We start from the raw sequence: 17,602 nt of genomic DNA, 5'->3' as shown, positions 1-17,602 counted from the left end.
AGCGGGCCGGCTCTGCGGGCCGGCTCTGCGGGCCGGCTCTGCGGGCCGGCTCTGCGGGCCGGCTCTGCGGGCCGGCTCTGCGGGCCGGCTCTGCGGGCCGGCTCTGCGGACCCGGCGGCGCGGGTGCGCGGGTGGGCCTGCGGACCGGCGGCGCGGGTGCGCGGGTGGGCTCTGCGGACCGGCGGCGTGGGTGCGCGGGTGGGCTCTGCGGACCCGGCGGCGCGGGTGCGCGGGTGGGCTCTGCGGACCGGAGGCGCAGACCGGTTCTGCGGACCAGCGGCGCGGACCAGCGGCGCGGACCAGCGGCGCGGACCAGCGGCGCGGACCAGCGGCGCGGACCAGCGGCGCGGACCGGCGGCGCGGACCGGCGGCGCGAGTGCGCGGCGCGAGTGGTTCAACGGGTGCGCGCCGCGGGTGGTCTGCGGGCCGGCGTCGCTCAGGCGGGCTTCGCGAGTGGGCGCCGCCGGAGGGCGCCGCGGGCGAGCTCGGCGGAAGGGCTCGTGTGGTGGGTGGTGAACGCGCACGGCGCCGTGGAGGCCGGGGCGCTTGTGGCGGCCCGGCCTCCCGGACTCGGTCAGCGGGTCAGTTTGGCTACCCGGCCTGTGGGGCCCGATGCCCAGCATGAGCCGTCGTGGGTGCACTCGACCGCGTCGAAGTTGCCTGTGTCGAAGCGGGTCCATGTGCGGCCCGCGTCTCGTGAATAGTCGCTGCCGGTCGGGCCTACCGCCAACGCCACGCTGCGGGACGCCCAAGCTGAGCCGGAGCGGTATTCGCCCGGGACCGTTCGGGCGATCTTCCAGGTTCGGCCGTGCAGGTACGCCGCGCCGTCGGGGGCCGCCGTCGGGGCGCTGTAGTCGCCGCCCACCGCGATCGCCTCGCCCGACGGGCGTACCGCCAGGCTGTAGATGCCGGCCGTCGGGCCGCTCGGGACCGGCGTGTCCGTGACCGACCAGGAGCGGCCGCCGTCGCGGGAGGTGAAGACTCGGGCCGTGGCGCCTCCGCCCGTCGCGAAGTACGCCTTGCCCGCCGCCGACACCAGGCAGGTGCCGCTGGCCGCGAAGGCGAACTCTCCTGTCAGAGCGGGCGGCATGCCGGTGGTCGGGCGGACCTTCCACGTGCGGCCGCCGTCGGCCGTGGCCAGGATGCGGAACTTGCCGCCGACCGGGTCGGACAGGGCCAGGCCGTGCTTGCGGTCGAGGAATGTCATGCAGTCGTAGAAGGCGGCCGGGTCGTCGTTGCGGAACGTCTCGCGCCAGGAACGGCCGCCGTCCGTGGTGGCGTACACCCGGGACGCCTCGCCCTCGCCGATGGACAGGGCGACCGCGGTGCGTGAGTCGAACGCCTCGATGTCGCGGAACAGCAGGTCGGAGGCTCCGGCGGGGCTCACGTCGGCCCAGCTGCGGCCGCCGTCGACCGTGCGCAGGACCGTGCCGGCCGAGCCGGCGACCCAGGCGACGCGGGAGCTGACCGGGGCGAGGCCGCGGAACTGGGCGGTCGAGCCGGTGTCGGTGAGGCGCCAGGCGGGCGAGTAGCCGGCGGACGCGGCCGTGGCCGGCACGACGGCCACCAATGCCGTCGACGCCGCCAGGACCATCGACAACTTTCGCTTCAAGGTCATGGCGCGGAACTTACCGTGTGTGCCACGGCACGGAAACCGGGAGCGCACCCCGTTCGAAACCCTGGCATACCACAATGTGGGACATGGAGACTGTCACCGTCGCGATCACGCGCCGCGCCGACCCGTCGCGTACGGCGGAGATGATCGCCTGGGTGAACGCCGGCACCACCCTGGCCGAGGACTTCCCGGGCTTCCTCGGCACCGGGTGGGTGCGGCCCGACCAGGCGTCGAGCGAATGGCACATGCTCTACCGGTTCGCCGACGCCGACGCGCTGCGCAACTGGGAGGAGTCGCCGCAGCGGCGCTGGTGGCTGTCGTCGGCCGAGGGCTTCGTCGAGCACACCCGCGTCGAGCGCCGCACCGGCATCGAAGGCTGGTTCGACCCGCCGCAAGACCGGAATGTCGAGAACGTCCAGAAAGCCCCGGCGCGGTGGAAGCAGGCCGTCACTATCTGGCTCGGCTTCTTCCCGGTGAGCCTCCTGGCGGCGTACACCCTCAATCACTTGATCGTGGATCTGCACGCGGTGGTGCGGACGCTGATCAGCACCCTGGTCCTGACCCCGATCATGACTTATCTGGTGTTGCCGCGGGTCACACGCCTGTTGCAACCCTGGCTGAAGCGCTAGTCGGAGTCGAACAGCGCCCGCAGCCGCACGGTGTCGCCCACGGTCCAGCCCGGCGGCGGGGCCAGCGCGGCCCACCCGTCGACCGCTCCGGACTTGTACACGTGTCCGTGCCCGGTCGGCACCTTGTTGGCGAAGATGGCGTCGACCGTCGTCTGCCAGAAGGTGACCACCGGATACCACTGCATCGCCGGGGTGACGTCCGGCCCGCGCGTCCCGGTCAGCCACTGCGGCTTCTTCCAGAACAGGCTCGGGCTCCACCAGACGACCGGATCCGACGAGTTCTGCATGTAGACGACCTTGGGCTGCGGCCCGGCCAGCTCGCGCAGCTCCTCGGCCCGCGACGAGAACTCGACCGGCAGATGAGCGTACGACGGATCCCACACCGGCGTTCCCGGCGAGCGCCCGGCTGTCAGCGATCGGTGGATCGGGTTGGCGAAGGTCGGTCCCTCCAGCAGGATCCCGTCGGCCCCGGCGACCATGGCCGAGGCACTGCCGAAGGTCTTTTCCGTCCCGTACGTCCCCAGGCTCTCCCCGAAGATCAGCAGCTTGGGCCGGCTGCCCTCGGGCATCGCCTGCCACCGGGTCCGCACCGCGGTGATCAGGGCCGACGACGCCTCCACGACCTTCGAGCGGTCGGCGGCGAACGAGATCACGCTCGGCAGGTACGAGTACTGCATCGAGACGAGCGCGGTGTCGCCCGCGTACATGTATTCGAGCGAGCTCGGCACGTCGTTGTCGACCCAGCCCGTACCGGTCGGCGTGAAGACCGCGATCACCGCGCGGCCGAAGGCGCCGGTGCGGTCCATCTCCCGGACGATCAGGCCGGCGCGCTCGCTCACCGAGCCGGCCGACGACAACCCGGCGTACAACCTGATCGGATCCTCGACCGGCCGCCTCGCGAAGGCCTCGAGCTGGTCGTGGCTGGGCGCCTTGGCCACGAAGTTGCGGCCCTGCCGGCCCAGCGACTCCCACGACACCAGCGACGCCGGGCTGCCCGAGCGCAGCGGGGACATCTGCCGTTCGACGCCGCGCCCGGTGCCGCTGTCGGTGACCGCGGCCGAACGGTCGGCGGTGGTGTAGAGGTTGCTGACCAGCAGCCCGTCGAACGCGGTGTAGCTGAGCAGGGTCACCACCACGAAGCCGGCGCAGTAGGCGGCCGACTCCGGCACGAGCCGCCCGAACAGCCGGGCCAGGCCGTGCGCGGCCAGCCGCAGGCAGCGGGCCAGCAGCAGGAGCAGCCCGAAGGTGAGCAGGCTGATCCCGACGGTGCGCATCAGGTCGTACTCCTGCTGGGGTGGCATGCCGAGGCGCAGGCGGAGCTCGCGCTGCCAGCGGGTGCCGAGCCAGAGGAACAGCAGGATCAGCGGGGGTACGAGCAGGAAGAGCACCCGCCAGGCGATCCGTTCCGCCCGCCGCGACGGCCACCACCGCCACCGCACGAGCGCGCCGATCGACGTGCCCAGCGCATATCCGATGGCCGCGGTCAGGCCGGCCACCACGCCCTGCAGCGACCAGGTGCGCGGGAGCAGCGACGGCGTGTAGGAGAGGCAGTAGAAGACGGCGCACAGCCCGAAACCGGTGACGCTGAGCCCGCAGCTGACGACCCGGCGGCGGGGCGGGGCGGCGGCGATGACACGGCCGCGCTGGGTGGGTATCCATGGTCGGGGCGACGCGAGCACGAGCCTGCGCATGGATCGCCCCCAATCCGCCTCAAACGCAGGATCTTCCCCTTTGGTGCCGTACCGCAAGCACCTTTACCCGGGGTAGATCGATTTCGGCGGCGGTACCTGGGGGCTCGCCCGCTGTCGTCCCTTCGTGCTCGACGCGGGAACTTCGACAAACCGGGCCGGCAATTGCTTTCAGTCCCGCCGGGCGCTGCCGATGGCTAGCGCAGAGGAGGGTCAACATTCATGCGATTGCGCACCTGGATCGCGGTCGTGATCAGCGTCGTCCTGCTGGCCGGCGCGGGCACGATCGGCATCCTGGTCAACCGCTCGGCGCTGCGCGCGGCCGACGAGGTGCACCGGGCTGACTCACGCGCGCTCGGCGTGAACAACAAGACCCTCGTCGGCGCCATGCAGGCGTTGTCGGCGGGCGAGCTCGGCAAGTTCCTGACCGAGAACTCGCTGCATCTGGGGAAGAACAGCGCCGCCGACCGGACGGCGCTGCGGCTGCTGGCCTCCAAGAGCACCTACTTCGCGTACGGCACCCTGGTCCTCGATCTCAAGGGCAACGTGCTGACCAGTTCCCGCGACTCCGGGGTGCCGGCCGCCACCGACGCCGGCTGGAAGCCGATGCTGACCATGCTGGCCTCGGGCCAGACGTACGGCGTCTCGTCGATCATGTCGGTCGACGCCACCTATCTCGAGGCCGTCGCCGTCCCGGTCCGGGTCGGCGGCAGCGCCGTGGCCCTGCTGGTCGGCCTGAACGACGTCGCCAAGACCCCGTTGCAGCAGTACACGGTCTCGCTGGGCAGCAAGGCCCACCTCACCACGATCATCGACAGCGCCGGCACGATCGCCGCCACCAGCGACCCCACCGACCTCGGCCACAAGGTCGATCCGGCGATCCGCAGCGCGCTCGCCGACGACCCCGGCACCGAGTTCGTCGAGTACACCGACGTCGACGGCACCGCGATGATCGCCATCGTGGTCGGCGGCCTGCCCGGCGGCTGGGCCTACGTGCGGACGCAGAGCCAGGCGTCGTTCGACGGCGCGGTGCACTCCAAGAGCCAGACGCTGAACCTGACCCTGCTGGCCATGCTGCTGATCGGCGTGCTGGCCATCGCCGCCCTCGGCTATCGCACGATCAAGCAGCGCCGCCAGGCCGACCAGCGCTTCCAGGCCCTGTTCCAGCACGCGCCCGACCTGGTGTCGGTGCTCGACGTGCACGGCAACATCGAATATTCCAGCCCGAGCGCCAAGGCCATCCTCGGCTTCGAGCAGGGCCAGCTGGTCGGCAGCAGCGTCTTCGCCATCGTCCACCCCGACGACCGCGAGTACATGCGCGAGCAGTTCGCCCTGCTGCTGAGCCGCCGCGACGCGGTGCTGCGCCTGCAGTGCCGCTCGAGCTCGGCCAAGGGCGAGTACCGCTGGTTCGAGTTCACCGCCTCCAACCAGATGCACAACCCGGCCCTGCACGGCATCGTGATCAACGCGCGGGACATCTCGGAGAACCGCGCCTTCCAGGAGCGGCTCGCCCACGAGGCGCAGCACGACGCGCTGACCGGCCTGCCCAACCGGCGGCGCATGCAGGACGCGCTCGGCGCCTCGCTGCGCGACCAGCCGGTCGGGGTGCTCTTCGTCGACCTGGACGGGTTCAAGCCGGTCAACGACGCGCACGGGCACGAGGCCGGCGACGAGCTGCTGCGGCAGGTCGCGCGGCGGCTGACCGGCTGCGTGCGCGAGGGCGACGTGCTGGCCCGGGTCGGCGGCGACGAGTTCGTGGTGCTCATGCCGGGCGTCGTGGGCGACGCCGACACCGGCGCCGCGTGCGACCGGATCCGGTCCGCGATCGAGGAGCCATTCAAGATCGACGGCATTGACGTACGGATCGGCGCGAGTGTCGGCGTGCATCTCGCACCCAGCGCGGGCGATCCGGACGAGGCCCTGCGCGCGGCCGACCACGCCATGTACACGGTGAAGAAATCCGGCCGGGATCGACGCGGTCCCGGGGGCAGGCACCGCAGGGAGGACTGAAAAGCGGCACACTGTGTGCAACTTCCCGATCGAAGGTGGTGCCGGTGGTGTCCAGGATCCTCTCGCGTCGTGATCTCGACTTCCTCCTGTACGAGTGGCTCGACGTCGAGACGCTCACCAAACGGGACCGCTTCGCCGAGCACTCCCGCGAGACGTTCGACGCCTTCCTCGACGTGTCGGCCCAGATCGCCGAGCGCGACTTCGCCCCGCACAACCGCCGCAACGACCTGGAGGAGCCGACCTTCGATGGTGTACGGGTCCAGGTGCACCCGGAGGTCGGAGCCGCGCTGAAGGTCTTCAACGAGACCGGCCTGATCTCCGGCACGATGGACGCCGAGCTGGGCGGGCTCCAGCTGCCGGCCGTGGTGGCGCGCGCCTGCTTCCTGTGGTTCCAGGCGGCGAACATCGCCACCTCGTCGTACCCGCTGCTGACCATGGCCAACGCCCACCTGCTGACCACCTACGGCAGCCCCTCGCAGGTCGCCCGGTTCGTGCAGCCGATGGTCGAGGGCCGGTTCACCGGGACCATGTGCCTGTCCGAGCCGCAGGCCGGCTCGTCGCTCAGCGACGTGCTCACTCGCGCGGTCCCGGGCGACGACGGGTCGTACAGGATCAGCGGCAGCAAGATGTGGATCTCGGGCGGTGACCACGAGCTGAGCGAGACGATCGTGCACCTCGTGCTGGCCCGGGTCGCCGGGGCGCCGCCCGGGGTGAAGAGCCTGTCGCTGTTCATCGTGCCCAAGCACCACGTGGCCGAGGACGGCACGGTCGGCGAGCGCAACGGCGTCGCGCTGTCCGGGCTCAACCACAAGATGGGCTGGCGGGGCACGACCAACGCGGTGCTCTCCTTCGACGACGCGACCGGATATCTGGTCGGCGAGGAGGGCAAGGGCCTGACCTACATGTTCCACATGATGAACGAGGCCCGGATCGGCGTCGGGGCGGGCGCGGTGGCCCTCGGATACACCGGATATCTGCACGCGCTCGACTACGCGCGCGAGCGCCTCCAGGGCCGGCCGGTCGCGGCCAAGGACCCGGCGGCGCCGCCCGTGCCGATCATCGACCATCCGGACGTACGCCGCATGCTGCTCGCCTCCAAGGCGTACGTCGAAGGGGGTCTGGGGTTGATCCTCTACGCGGCGAAGCTGCTGGACGAGCCGTCGCCGGAGAACGACCTGCTCCTGGACGTGCTGACGCCGATCGTGAAGGCGTGGCCGTCGCAGTGGTGCCGGGTGGCGAACGACCACGCCATTCAGATCCACGGCGGGTACGGCTACACGCGCGAATATCCGGTGGAGCAGTTCTATCGGGACAACCGGCTCAACTCGATCCACGAGGGCACCGACGGGATCCAGGCGCTCGACCTGCTCGGCCGTAAGGCCGTGATGAAGGGTGGGGCCGGGCTTTCGCTGCTCCTGGCGACGATTCGGACAACCGCCTCCGCTTCACCTCTCGGCGCGGAGGTCCTCGCCGCCTGCGATCGCGTCTCTTCCGCCACCGCGCGCCTGTGGAAGGACGGCAACCCCACGGTCGCGATGGCCAACGCCACGGCCTATCTCGACGCCGTCGGCCACCTCGTGATCGCCTGGATCTGGCTGTCGCAGCTCAACGCCGCCGGGGACAAAACGGGCGCGTTCTACGACGGAAAGCGGCTCGCGGCCCGCTACTTCATCACCCACGAGCTGCCGAAGATCGGGCCGATGCTCGACCTGCTCGACTCCCGCGACACGCTCCTGGCCGACCTCGACCCCACCTGGCTGGGCTGACATGGCGTCCCCGGCGATCCAGGTCGAGGTGGGCGATCTCTCGGTGCGCGTCTCCAACCCCGACCGCGTCTACTTCCCCGCGTTGAATCTGACGAAGCGCGACCTCGTCGACTACTACCTGTCGGTGGGCGACGGCATCGTGCGGGCGCTGCGCGAGCGCCCGTGCATGCTGCACCGCTTCCCCGACGGCCTGGCCGGCGAGAAGGTCCACCAGAAGCGGGTGCCGAACGGCGCCCCGCCCTGGCTGGAGACGGTCCGGGTGAAGTTCCCCCGCTACAACCGGCACGCCGACGAGCTGTGCGTGACAAAGCTGGCCGACGTCATCTGGGCCGTGCAGATGTCCACTGTCGAGTTCCACCCGTGGAACTCACGCCGGGCCGACACCGAACAGCCCGACGAGTGGCGCATCGACCTCGACCCGATGCCCGACTGCCCGTTCGACCGGGTCCGCCGCGTCGCCGGCGTGGCCCGCTCGGTCCTGGACGACCTGGGCATCACCGGCTATCCCAAGACGTCGGGCGGCCGGGGCCTGCACGTGTACGTCCGCATCCGCCCCGACTGGGGTTTCGGTGACGTGCGCCGGGCCGCCCTGGCCTTCGCCCGCGAGGTGGAGCGCCGGGCCCCCGACGACGTGACGACGACGTGGTGGCGCAAGGACAGGGACCCGGCCGCCCTGTTCGTCGACTACAACCAGAACGCCCGCGACCACACGATCGCGAGCGCGTACTCGGTCCGCGGCAACCAGAAAGGCACCGTCTCCACCCCGATCACCTGGGACGAGATCGCCGACGTGGAACCGGACGACTTCACCATCCAGACCGTGCCGGCCCGCTTCGCCCGCCTGGGCGACCTGCACGCCACCATCGACGACGAGCACTTCTCTCTGTCACCGTTGCTGGAGTGGGCCGACCGAGACGAGAAAGCGGGCCTCGCCGGCCCCGCCGACCCGCCATGACCCGCATCGCCGGCGACCGTCTTCACAGCCGCCGTCCGCGCCTGCCTGACAGCGGGCGGCTACGCGCGAACCGAGGACGGCCACTTCCTGGCCGGCGTACGCGGCCGCCTCAGCGCGCGGTGATGGCCTTGGAGGCAGCCGCCGAACTGACCGAGGGCGTCCGCCCTCCCTTCACAGTCATCCCGACGCGATGGCCGCCGACATCTTCGAGTCCGACGAGGAATTCGACGACTTCCTGCAGTTCACCCAGGCCGAGCGTCACCGCGACATGGCCTGACCGCCGATGCGCCCAGTCGTCCTCGACACCGACGTGGCATCACTGATCATCAAGAAGCGCTTGCCGCCCACTCTGGCGACCAGGCTGATCGACACCCAGCCCGTGCTCACTTTCGTCACCCATGCCGAGCTGGTCCAAATGGGCTGAGGTCCGCGACTGGGGCGCGGGTAATCGCCGGAAGCTCGGAGCGTGGCTCTCGGCCATGCCCATGCTGCCCGGCGACGAGGATGTGGCCGACACGTTCGGCTATCTCGCCGCCGCCTCCATGCGGCGGGGACGACCGCGGCCGTTGAGGGCTTTCAACAGCCCGCCGGGTGCACCGGCGAGATGGCGAGCGCCCGCAGACGGCGCCGACTGCTTCGCCGCCGTCTGCGGGTGGTGCGCGAGCCGTGACCCCCGTCAGGCCCGCCGAGTGGTGAGGGTGGTGGCGGGCTGTCCGCGGACCGCGCGCTTTTTGCTTGCTTTGCGGGCGGCGCGCGCCAGGCGGGCCGAGGTGAGCAGGCGGCGGCGGTCGGTTTCGGCGATCAGTTCGCGGTGGTGTTCGTGGGCCAGGGTCAGCATGAGGTCGGGGTGGATCAGCATGGCTTGTCTCCTTGTCGGCCGGTGATGCTTCGAGTCTCGGCCGGCCGGAGCGCCGCCACATCGGGCGCGGTTGCGTATCTTCGCTGGTCAGTGCGGCCTAGGTATACCTAGAGGGGTGGATCGGGTCCAACTGCCGGGGCGGGCCGTCGCGGCATTCATGCCGTATGCGGTGCGGAGAGTCGCAGGCCGGGCGGGCGTCGGGGACCCCGGAATCCCCTCACGGCGTGTGTGCCTCTCCGTCGACGAGCTGCACCGAACATGTCCTGACTTCGACCCGATGATCCTGTCGCACTGATCATGTCCGGGCTGCGCGTACACGTCACCGACGACGAAGCCGGCGGGATGGTCCGGCCATCCACAGTGCGGGTGTCGAGCAGGGCGAGGCTGGCGATGTCAAGAAGCTCGATGTTTTGTGTGGTGTGGCCCGGAAGCTGTGACCTCGTCTGCGACGACTCGGCCCCGGATGAAGAAGGCGGCGATCACAGCGAAGATCACGAATGCGATTGTGGCGAAGGAAGCGAGCAACGACCAGCCGGTGGCGCCCTCGGTGCCGACGGTCTGGTCGATGCCGCCGGTGGACAGGAACGTGGTCGGGTCGGTCAGGCCGTGCAGGATGACCGCCGCCCAGAAAGTGCCGGTCACCCGCATCGACAAGTACATGCACAGGCCGAAGCAAACCGTTCGCCGTGGCCGGCGTCGCGCAGCATCTTCACGGCCAGGCCGCGGGTGGCCAGTTCCTCGGCGAGGCCGATGCACAAGCCCAGCAGGGCGAGCAGCGCGATCTGCGCGGCGGACCAGCGGCCCCAGTCCACGCCCCCGGCGTGACCGATGATCGCGGCGGCGATCAGCACGGGCGCGATCCACATCCATCCTCGCCCGCGGATCGGCTGCGGCCCGAAGATGGTCCCGAGCCATCCGACCCGCCATGTGAAGACGAGCAGGGCGATCGCGCCGATTCCGATCGGCAGCACGAGCGCGAGGAAGATGCTTGCCGGGTCGGCGAGGAGGTCGTCCGCGATGCGGTCGCCGGCCAGCAGGCCGATCAGCTGCCCGATGGCCAGGTAGAACACGATGTAGCCGGTTCCAGAAGGTCATCGGTTCAACGCTGGACCATCGTGAAGCCGCCGGGTAGGACGGTCGCCCTCGACCCGGTGGTGCGGGACCGCAGCACGCCCATGGCGTCGTACGTCTCGGCGGTTCCCGTCACCGCCACGGTTTGCGCGGTGCGGGCGGCGCTGCGCAACAACGTCGTCGTTCGGCCGCCGCCGCCTATCGCGTAGCGGGACACCAGTGGCTCCAGCATGACCGCGTCGACCAGGGCTTCCCCGCCGGAGGCGGTGGCCGTCAACTCCGTACGGCCGGCTGGAAGCTCGCCCACCGCGACCGGAAGCAACGCCCCCGGCGCCGGTGAGGCGCCCTGTGGACCTACAGCTCCGTGCCGGAGGACGCCACCGGTCGACCAGCGGGTGACCGCCTCGCTTCCCGGGCGCAGGTCGGCGATCGGCAGCACCAGCTGGGGCTGGGTGGCCGCCGGCAACCGCCAGCGCAGCGACGCTCCGGACGGCAGGCGGACGTAACTGCCGTTGCTGTACTGCGACTCGCCCGTCCACGGCGATTCCGGAGTGACCACGGTGGCGCCGCCGCTCAATGTCGCGAGCTCGGCCTCCACCGTGGTCGACCCCACCCGCTCCACGACGTGGCCCTGGCCAGCCAACCCGGCCACGTCGGGATGGGCGTCCAGAGCGAGCATGCTCAACAGCCCATGAATGGTCGATTCGGCGCCGGCGTTGCGGTTGACCGTGCCGTCGCCGGCGATGCCGTCCACGGTCCGGCCGGTCGCCGGGTCGTACGCCGGCATTCCGGACGCGTTGGCGCCGAAGTACCACGCGGCCACGATGCCGGCCAGGCGGCGGAAGCCGGCCCGCCCGGTCGCCTCGGCCACCGCCAGCAGTGATTGCAGGCGGGAGTCGACCCCGTACGCGATCTGGTTGCGATCGATCCGGGCCGGCAGCCGGCCGTTGTCGGGGCCGCCCGACGTCAGCAGCCACGGCGTGAACACCGCGGAGTCGGTCACCGCCGGCTTCAGCAGATCACGGTCGCCCAGGACCTGACCGGCCCGGGCCAGCGCGGCCGGCATCTGCGACGCCCACGCGTGCCAGTCGGAGCGGGAGAGGGCCCAGGGGAGCATGGCGCCGAACGGCCACGACCGTGCGTCGCCGCCGCCCAGGGCCGCGATCCCCTCGGCGAACTGCCGCAGCATGCGCCGCGCCGTCGGGCCGGGTGCGTGAGCCAGGCCCAGCATCGCCTCGGCGGTCGCGTCGGCGCCGTCCACGACGAGCCAGGCCGGCACGCGCTTGCCGTCGATGAGCTGCCATTGGCCGTACCGCCGAAGAACTTGACGGTGAAGTGCCCCGATGGCCAGATCGAGCCGCTCGCGATGAAAAGGATCTTTGAAGGCGGCGTACGCCTCACCGAGCGCCCACACCGCGCGGGCCAGCCAGTACGACGGCCCGCTGTCGGAGGGGTCGGGCAGCTCGGGCGGCTCGGCGCTCCGGTTCAGCGTCCCGTCCGGCTGCATCCAGAGCACGAAATTCCCGGACGTGGTGTTCTGCATGTACGCCAGGCCGCGCAACAACTCGTACGCCGCCGCCTTGCTCGTGGCACTTCCGGTCTGCCGGAAGTGCCGCACGTAGACGACCACGGCCCGCGCCATGTCGTCCGAATTGAACGCGCCCTGCCCATAAGTGTTGGTCGCCGCGTCGTAGGCGCCACCACCGATCCGCCGATAGCTTCCGTCGGCGTTCGGTTCGGCGTACGTCCAGAGAACTCCGATCTTCGAAGTCTGCCCCGGCGGGGTGACGCGGTCGCGCAGAAAATCAAGGTGGGCGAGGTTAGTGAGCCGGGCCGGTGCCGACTTCAGCAGCGGTGCCGCCAGGGCGGCGCCGCTGGCCGACAACACGGTTCTGCGCTTCATCGTGTGCTCCTCTGGTCAGCCGAGCGACGCCGATCTTGCTGTCCGCCATGCCGTAGAAGACGTAGTGGACGCCGTCGACCTGCTCGATGGCGGTGGGGAAGACGACGTTGGGTACGGTTCCGGACTGCTCGTCCGCCGTCTCCGGAACGAAGATCGGTTCGGGGGTACGGCTGAGCACGCGGCCCGGGTCGGCCGGGTCGAGGATCATCGCCCCCGCCGCGTACGTGACCCTCTGGTTGGTGGGGTCGAAACCGGGCGGGATGTAACCGGTGACGCCGTGGTGGATCAGCAGCCAGCCCTCGGGCACGCGCAGCGGGGGCGGGCCGGCTCCGATCTTCAGGGCCTCGTACGGATATTCGGGCAGTGCCACGCAGCGGTGGTTCCGCGGCCGGACCAGCGCCGTGATGTCGTCGTGCGCGAGATCGGCCGGGACGTACGAGATCCAGATGCCGGCCCTTTCGTCCGACACGCCGGCCGGCAGGTGCACCCCCTCGCCCGGGCGGAACCAGCCGAGATCCCACATCGGACGGTGCAGCATCGCGTAGCTGAGCCGGCCGTCCGGTCCCGGCACGGGCTCGGGGAAGAACACCGCGTCTTTGTTGGGGAAGAGGTTGAGGTCGGTGTCCAGGTCTTTCTGGTACGTGAACTGGACCGGCCCGAGACGTTCCCACTTCCGCAGGTCGGTCGAGACGGCGAGCGCGAGTTTGGGGCCGAGTGGGCCGTACGCGACGTACGTCATCAGGTGTTTTCCGAGGCTCGGAACCCACGTGGTGCGCGGATCCTCGACCCCCGCGTTGTTCTTGCCGCGTTCCCAGCCCTCGTCCGGGGCCAGGACCACGCCCTCGCGGCGCACGCCGGCCGGCACGCCGTCGCGGATCTCGACCTCGGCCAGGCCGACCCGCGACACGTTGCCGGGCGCGACCATGCGCGGCAGCAGGTAGAGCTTTCCGTCCGGGCCCCAGCCGCTCGCCGGGTTGAGGACGCCTTCCGCCTCGAGGGTGTCGCCCTTGTCGGGCGCCATGATCACACCGAGCCGGGTCAGGGAGTACGTCATGTCAGGGTTTCAACCTTTCACGCCGGAGCCGAGATCGGTGGACACGAAGTGCCGCTGGAACGCGATGAACAGGCCCACCGCGGGCGCGGCCAGCACGCACGCGCCGGCCAGGATCGCGCCGAACGGGTTGGCCGCCCGGGCCGAGACGTTGCTGATGTAGTTGGCCAGCGAGACCGCGAGCGGCTGCATGTCCGCCTGTTTGGTCACCAGGAACGGCCAGAGGAATTCGTTCCAGGGGCCGATGAAAGTGAGCAGGACGGCGGTGAGCAGCGCCGGCCGCACCAGCGGCAGCGCGACCGACCAGAGAACGCGCAATTCGCCGGCGCCGTCGAGCCGGGCCGCGGCGAACAGGTCGTCCGGAAGCTGGAGGAAGAACTGCCGGAAGATGAAGACCGCCGTCGTGTTGATGGCGAACGGCAGAATCATTCCGAGGTACGAGTCGGCCAGCCCGTAACCCCGCACGATGAGCACGTAGAGCGGGATCAGCAGCAGCTGGAACGGGATGACCTGCACCAGCAGGACCAGCACGAAGAGCGTTCCCCGGCCGCGGAAACGGAGGCGGGCCAGCGCATATCCGGCCAGCACGCCGAAGACGACAGTGCCCAGCAGCACGCCGCCGGTGAAGATGCCGGAATTGATGAGGGAGCCGACCAGATCGACCCGTGAATTGATGTCCTTGTAGTTGTCGAGCGTCAGTCCGGAGGTCGGGAAGGCGCCCTTCACCGACGTGTCCGGCGACGACTGCAACGAGCCGATGAGCATGTAATAGAACGGGAACAGGAACGCCAGAGCGCCGAGGAACAACACGACGTAGCGCAACCGCCTCATGTCAGTCCCTCTCGATCAGACGCCGATTGATGTACGCCACGATGAGCACTCCGATGACCAGCAGGACCCCGATCGCGGCGGCGAAGTCGGGCTCACCCTGCTGCAATCCGCGCTGGTACATGACCAGCACCGGGGAGGCCGAGGCGCCGTTCGGCCCGCCCCCGCCGGTGAGCAGATAGGGCTCGGTGAACAGGTTGGCCCCGGTGATCAACGACAGGATCACCACGAGCGCGGTGGCCGGGCGGACCGCCGGCACGGTCACCGACCAGAAGCGGTTCCAGGCCGACGCGCCGTCGACCGAGGCCGACTCGTAGAGCTCCTTGGGCACGTTCTGCAACGCGGCCAGGTAGAGCAGGATGAAGAAGCCGAGCTGCTTCCAGGTCACGAAGACAGCGATCACCGGCATCGCGAGATATTCGTTGATCAGCCAGGACGGGTCGGGCGCCAGCGGGCCGAGCACCGTGTTGACCAGGCCGTCCGAGTTGAACAGGAACAGCCATACACCGACCACGGCCACGCTGGCCGTCACGTACGGGACGTAGAACGCGACCCGCAGGAACGTCCGCGCGTGCACCACCTTGTTCAGCGCCACCGCCAGCAGCAGCGCCAGCCCGGTCGTGAGCGGCACGTTGATGACCAGGAAGACGCCGATGTTGCGGAAGCTGCGCAGCACCGCCGGATCGGTCAGCACCGCCTTGTAGTTGTCCAGGCCGACGAACGGGTGGTCGACGATCGCGCCGGGCGCGGCGAAGAAGTAGTCGTGGAAGCTCATCCACACCGCGAACCCGAACGGATAGGCGAAGATGACGGCGATGTAGACCGCGTACGGTGCGGCCAGGATCATCCCGACCGGATGCCTTCCGAGGATCTTGCCCGTGGCCATCAGGAACCGCTGGCGAGCTGATCGACCTTCTCGGCGGCGCCGCTGAAGGCCTGGTCCACCGGCTCCTTACCGAAGATCACCGAGGCCGAGTACGCGTCGCGGAAGCTCTGCCAGATGGCCACGCTGTTCGGCACGTTGGGCACCTCGACCGTACGGGCGGCCTGGTCGGCGAACTGCTTGTAGGCCGGGTTCTTGGTGAAGTAGTCCGGATAGGTGGTCGCCACGTCCTTGCGCAGCGGCATCTGGCCGGTCTTGTCGAGCAGCGCGCCGTCCTGCTCCTGGCTCGTCGCGAACTTCATCAGCTCCCAGGCGGTGGCCCGGTTCTGGCAGGCGCTGTACATGGCGACGTTCTTGGCGTCGCTGAACGTCTTGATCTGCTCGGCCGGCTTGCCGGCCGAGGTGGGTACCGGCACCGAGCCCCACTTCACCTTGTCGCCGTAGACCGCGACGGCCCACGGGCCGACGATGGCCATGGCCGCCTTCTGGTCGGCGAACGAGTCGCCGTTGTACTGCTCCTTGCCGGCCAGCCCCTCGTCGTACATGGTCTTCCAGAACCCGGCGACCTTCTGGCCCTCGGGCGAGTTGAACTGGGCCTTGCTGTCCTGCACGAGCTGCTTGCCGTCGGTCTCGGCCAGGAACATCGGATAGAAGTCGAACCAGGACTGGAAGAACTCGCTGGTCGGCGCGGGCCAGATGGCGAACTGCGCGGCCTTGGAAGACTTGATCTTGCGGGCGGCGGCCAGGACGTCGTCGTACGTGCTGAGTGCGGGCTTCTCGGGGTCGAGGCCGGCCTTGGCGAAGACGTCCTTGTTGTAGAAGATCATCACCGGGTTGGACTTCCAGGGCAGCTGGTAGAACTTGCCGTCCGGCGACTTGTACTGGTCGGCGGTGGTCCCGGTGCGGTCGGCGATGTACTGCGTGGCCCCGTCGAACGAGTCGAGCGCGACCAGGCCGCCCTGCTTCTGGAACTGCGGCACCGCGGCCGGGGCGGTGTTGAAGATCAGGCACGGCGCGTTGCCGGCCGTGATGGCGGCGCCGATGACCTCCTCCGAGCTCTTGCCGGCCGGGATCTCCTGTGCGGTGACCTTCTGGTCGGCGTGCTGGCCGTTCCAGGCCTCGACCATGGCCTTGCCCCAGGCGAGCTCCTCCTGGTTGTTGGAGAGCCACACGGTGATCGGCCCGGTGGCGGCGTTGGCCTGCGAGGCGTCACCGCCGCCGCTGCCGTCGCATCCCGCTGTCACCAGCAGGGTCGCGGTCATCAGTAGGGCCGGGAGGGAGCGTTTCATGCGGTGCCTCCTATCGGAGCGGTGGACGCTCTGACGATGAGTTGGGCCGGGGGGACGGGGATGTCGTCGATCTGCTCGCCCTCGATGAGGCCGAGCAGGGCTTCCGCGGCTTTCCGGCCCCAGAGGTACGGGTCGGTGCGGACCGTGGTGAGCGGCGGGCTCACATATCCCGCGAGCTCGGTGTTGTCGAATCCGGTGACCGAGAGGGCGACGTTCAGCTCCTGGGCCACCGCCATGCCGGCGATGGCCATGAGGTCGTTGGCGTAGACGATCGCGGTGGGCGGCTCGTCACTGTCGAGCAGTTCGCGGGTGGCCTGCGCGCCGCCCGCCGCCGAGAAATCGGCGGCGATGTACGGCCCGTCGCCCGTTTCCGCCCACGCTCTTCTGCGGATCTCCGCGTGCAGGAAATGAGCCGGTCCGCCCACGTGGGCGATGCGGCGGTGGCCGAGCTCCTGAAGGTGCCGGACGGCGGCGACGATGCCGGGCCGGTCGTCGACCAGCACGGCCGGAAACGCGCTGGGCACGTCGGGCCGGGCGATGGTGACGGCCGGCAGTCCCAGCTCCTCGAGCAGCGCGATCCGGGTGTCGCCGACCCGCAGGTCGAGCACGAAGACGCCGTCCACCCGCTTGCTGCCGGCCAGCCGCCGGTAGCCGGCCTCCTCCTCGTCCTCGGGCACGACCTGGAGCACGAGGGCCTGCCCGCGATCGGAGAGGGTGCGCTCGACACCGGCGATGAAGGCGGGGAAGAACGGGTCGGCCCCGAGCAGCTCGGGCTCGCGGGCCAGGACCAGGCCGACGGCGAAGGCTCGCGACGTGGAGAGCGCGCGGGCCTGATGGCTGGGCGTCCAGCCGAGCTCCCGCGCGGCGTCGAGGATGCGGCGCTTGGTGTCCTCGGCGACACCCGGCCGTCCGTTCAGGACGAACGACACGGTGCCTTTGGACACTCCCGCCGCCGCCGCGACGTCACGGATCGTGGGCCTGGTCATGCCACCTCCGTCGGCTCTTCAAACCGGTTTGAACGCGAACCTAAACCGGTTTGAACGACCGCGCAAACG

Annotated in this window: 17 protein-coding genes; 5 read left to right on the top strand and 12 right to left on the bottom strand. The window is 70.1% G+C overall.

What is annotated here, in order from left to right:
- Positions 1-574: 574 nt before the first annotated feature.
- A complete protein-coding gene (locus tag ACFY36_RS29760; RefSeq protein WP_499749196.1) occupies positions 575-1,618 on the bottom strand; it encodes an oxidoreductase in 1,044 nt (347 codons plus the stop codon).
- An 83-nt stretch (positions 1,619-1,701) separates the two neighbouring features.
- On the opposite strand from ACFY36_RS29760, the gene ACFY36_RS29755 reads away from it, so the two are divergent.
- Positions 1,702-2,244 carry an antibiotic biosynthesis monooxygenase gene (locus tag ACFY36_RS29755; protein WP_499749195.1) on the top strand — a complete coding sequence of 181 codons (543 nt, stop codon included), beginning with the start codon at positions 1,702-1,704 and terminating at the stop codon, positions 2,242-2,244.
- Here ACFY36_RS29755 and ACFY36_RS29750 read toward each other — a convergent pair.
- Positions 2,241-3,935, bottom strand: coding sequence for an alpha/beta hydrolase (locus ACFY36_RS29750; protein ID WP_499749194.1), 1,695 nt, complete (start codon positions 3,933-3,935; stop codon positions 2,241-2,243). The genes ACFY36_RS29755 and ACFY36_RS29750 overlap by 4 nt on opposite strands.
- Positions 3,936-4,154: 219 nt before the next feature.
- On the opposite strand from ACFY36_RS29750, the gene ACFY36_RS29745 reads away from it, so the two are divergent.
- From ACFY36_RS29745 to ligD, 3 genes are read left to right on the top strand one after another with little or no spacing between them, the layout of a single operon-like run.
- Positions 4,155-5,942 (top strand): diguanylate cyclase domain-containing protein, encoded by a 1,788-nt coding sequence (locus tag ACFY36_RS29745; RefSeq protein WP_499749193.1) that lies wholly within the window; start codon positions 4,155-4,157, stop codon positions 5,940-5,942.
- Between the two features lie 47 nt (positions 5,943-5,989).
- Positions 5,990-7,708: an acyl-CoA dehydrogenase gene (locus tag ACFY36_RS29740; RefSeq protein ID WP_499749329.1), complete on the top strand. Its 1,719-nt coding sequence runs from the start codon at positions 5,990-5,992 to the stop codon at positions 7,706-7,708.
- Between the two features lies 1 nt (position 7,709).
- A complete protein-coding gene (gene ligD / locus ACFY36_RS29735) occupies positions 7,710-8,663 on the top strand; it encodes a non-homologous end-joining DNA ligase (RefSeq protein ID WP_499749192.1) in 954 nt (317 codons plus the stop codon).
- A 109-nt stretch (positions 8,664-8,772) separates the two neighbouring features.
- On the opposite strand, the gene ACFY36_RS29730 is transcribed toward ligD, so the two are convergent.
- Positions 8,773-8,925, bottom strand: coding sequence for a hypothetical protein (locus ACFY36_RS29730; RefSeq protein ID WP_499749191.1), 153 nt, complete (start codon positions 8,923-8,925; stop codon positions 8,773-8,775).
- 21 nt (positions 8,926-8,946) lie between these two features.
- Between ACFY36_RS29730 and ACFY36_RS29725 the strand changes: the two genes are divergently transcribed.
- Complete coding sequence (locus tag ACFY36_RS29725; protein ID WP_499749190.1) at positions 8,947-9,087, top strand: hypothetical protein; 141 nt, start codon at positions 8,947-8,949, stop codon at positions 9,085-9,087.
- Positions 9,088-9,339: 252 nt separating this feature from the next.
- Here the strand turns inward: ACFY36_RS29725 and ACFY36_RS29720 are convergent, their stop codons facing one another.
- The 9 genes from ACFY36_RS29720 to ACFY36_RS29680 form a co-directional block, all read right to left on the bottom strand.
- The gene (locus ACFY36_RS29720) at positions 9,340-9,522 is read right to left on the bottom strand and encodes a hypothetical protein (RefSeq protein WP_499749189.1); all 183 of its coding nucleotides are present in this window, start codon (positions 9,520-9,522) and stop codon (positions 9,340-9,342) included.
- A gap of 393 nt (positions 9,523-9,915) precedes the next feature.
- Positions 9,916-10,170, bottom strand: a complete 255-nt coding sequence (locus tag ACFY36_RS29715; RefSeq protein ID WP_499749188.1) for a hypothetical protein — start codon at positions 10,168-10,170, stop codon at positions 9,916-9,918.
- On the bottom strand, positions 10,161-10,592 hold the full coding sequence (locus tag ACFY36_RS29710; protein WP_499749187.1) for a hypothetical protein: 432 nt from the start codon (positions 10,590-10,592) through the stop codon (positions 10,161-10,163). Before ACFY36_RS29710 ends, ACFY36_RS29715 begins: the two co-directional genes overlap by 10 nt.
- A 29-nt stretch (positions 10,593-10,621) precedes the next feature.
- The gene (locus ACFY36_RS29705; RefSeq protein ID WP_499749186.1) at positions 10,622-12,496 is read right to left on the bottom strand and encodes a hypothetical protein; all 1,875 of its coding nucleotides are present in this window, start codon (positions 12,494-12,496) and stop codon (positions 10,622-10,624) included.
- Positions 12,414-13,550 carry a glycoside hydrolase family 130 protein gene (locus ACFY36_RS29700; protein WP_499749185.1) on the bottom strand — a complete coding sequence of 379 codons (1,137 nt, stop codon included), beginning with the start codon at positions 13,548-13,550 and terminating at the stop codon, positions 12,414-12,416. The genes ACFY36_RS29705 and ACFY36_RS29700 overlap by 83 nt, the downstream gene beginning before the upstream one ends.
- Before the next feature lie 9 nt (positions 13,551-13,559).
- Positions 13,560-14,378, bottom strand: coding sequence for a carbohydrate ABC transporter permease (locus ACFY36_RS29695; RefSeq protein WP_499749184.1), 819 nt, complete (start codon positions 14,376-14,378; stop codon positions 13,560-13,562).
- A 1-nt stretch (position 14,379) separates the two neighbouring features.
- Positions 14,380-15,261, bottom strand: coding sequence for a carbohydrate ABC transporter permease (locus tag ACFY36_RS29690; protein ID WP_499749183.1), 882 nt, complete (start codon positions 15,259-15,261; stop codon positions 14,380-14,382).
- Positions 15,261-16,547 carry an extracellular solute-binding protein gene (locus ACFY36_RS29685; RefSeq protein WP_499749182.1) on the bottom strand — a complete coding sequence of 429 codons (1,287 nt, stop codon included), beginning with the start codon at positions 16,545-16,547 and terminating at the stop codon, positions 15,261-15,263. Before ACFY36_RS29685 ends, ACFY36_RS29690 begins: the two co-directional genes overlap by 1 nt.
- Positions 16,544-17,533: a LacI family DNA-binding transcriptional regulator gene (locus ACFY36_RS29680; RefSeq protein ID WP_499749181.1), complete on the bottom strand. Its 990-nt coding sequence runs from the start codon at positions 17,531-17,533 to the stop codon at positions 16,544-16,546. Before ACFY36_RS29680 ends, ACFY36_RS29685 begins: the two co-directional genes overlap by 4 nt.
- Between the last annotated feature and the right edge of the window lie 69 nt (positions 17,534-17,602).

The organism is Actinoplanes sp. NPDC000266 (assembly GCF_042899005.1).
Classification (GTDB): domain Bacteria; phylum Actinomycetota; class Actinomycetes; order Mycobacteriales; family Micromonosporaceae; genus Actinoplanes.
Note: the sequence above shows the minus strand (reverse complement) of the source record. Positions and strands in the feature narration are given on the sequence as shown.

Coding starts and splice junctions, on each gene's coding strand:
- ACFY36_RS29760 (WP_499749196.1), bottom strand. CDS start 1,618: ATGACCTTGAAGCGAAAGTTGTCGATGGTCCTGGCGGCGTCGACGGCA.
- ACFY36_RS29755 (WP_499749195.1), top strand. CDS start 1,702: ATGGAGACTGTCACCGTCGCGATCACGCGCCGCGCCGACCCGTCGCGT.
- ACFY36_RS29750 (WP_499749194.1), bottom strand. CDS start 3,935: ATGCGCAGGCTCGTGCTCGCGTCGCCCCGACCATGGATACCCACCCAG.
- ACFY36_RS29745 (WP_499749193.1), top strand. CDS start 4,155: ATGCGATTGCGCACCTGGATCGCGGTCGTGATCAGCGTCGTCCTGCTG.
- ligD (WP_499749192.1), top strand. CDS start 7,710: ATGGCGTCCCCGGCGATCCAGGTCGAGGTGGGCGATCTCTCGGTGCGC.
- ACFY36_RS29725 (WP_499749190.1), top strand. CDS start 8,947: ATGCGCCCAGTCGTCCTCGACACCGACGTGGCATCACTGATCATCAAG.
- ACFY36_RS29720 (WP_499749189.1), bottom strand. CDS start 9,522: ATGCTGATCCACCCCGACCTCATGCTGACCCTGGCCCACGAACACCAC.
- ACFY36_RS29715 (WP_499749188.1), bottom strand. CDS start 10,170: ATGCGGGTGACCGGCACTTTCTGGGCGGCGGTCATCCTGCACGGCCTG.
- ACFY36_RS29705 (WP_499749186.1), bottom strand. CDS start 12,496: ATGAAGCGCAGAACCGTGTTGTCGGCCAGCGGCGCCGCCCTGGCGGCA.
- ACFY36_RS29700 (WP_499749185.1), bottom strand. CDS start 13,550: ATGACGTACTCCCTGACCCGGCTCGGTGTGATCATGGCGCCCGACAAG.
- ACFY36_RS29695 (WP_499749184.1), bottom strand. CDS start 14,378: ATGAGGCGGTTGCGCTACGTCGTGTTGTTCCTCGGCGCTCTGGCGTTC.
- ACFY36_RS29690 (WP_499749183.1), bottom strand. CDS start 15,261: ATGGCCACGGGCAAGATCCTCGGAAGGCATCCGGTCGGGATGATCCTG.
- ACFY36_RS29685 (WP_499749182.1), bottom strand. CDS start 16,547: ATGAAACGCTCCCTCCCGGCCCTACTGATGACCGCGACCCTGCTGGTG.
- ACFY36_RS29680 (WP_499749181.1), bottom strand. CDS start 17,533: ATGACCAGGCCCACGATCCGTGACGTCGCGGCGGCGGCGGGAGTGTCC.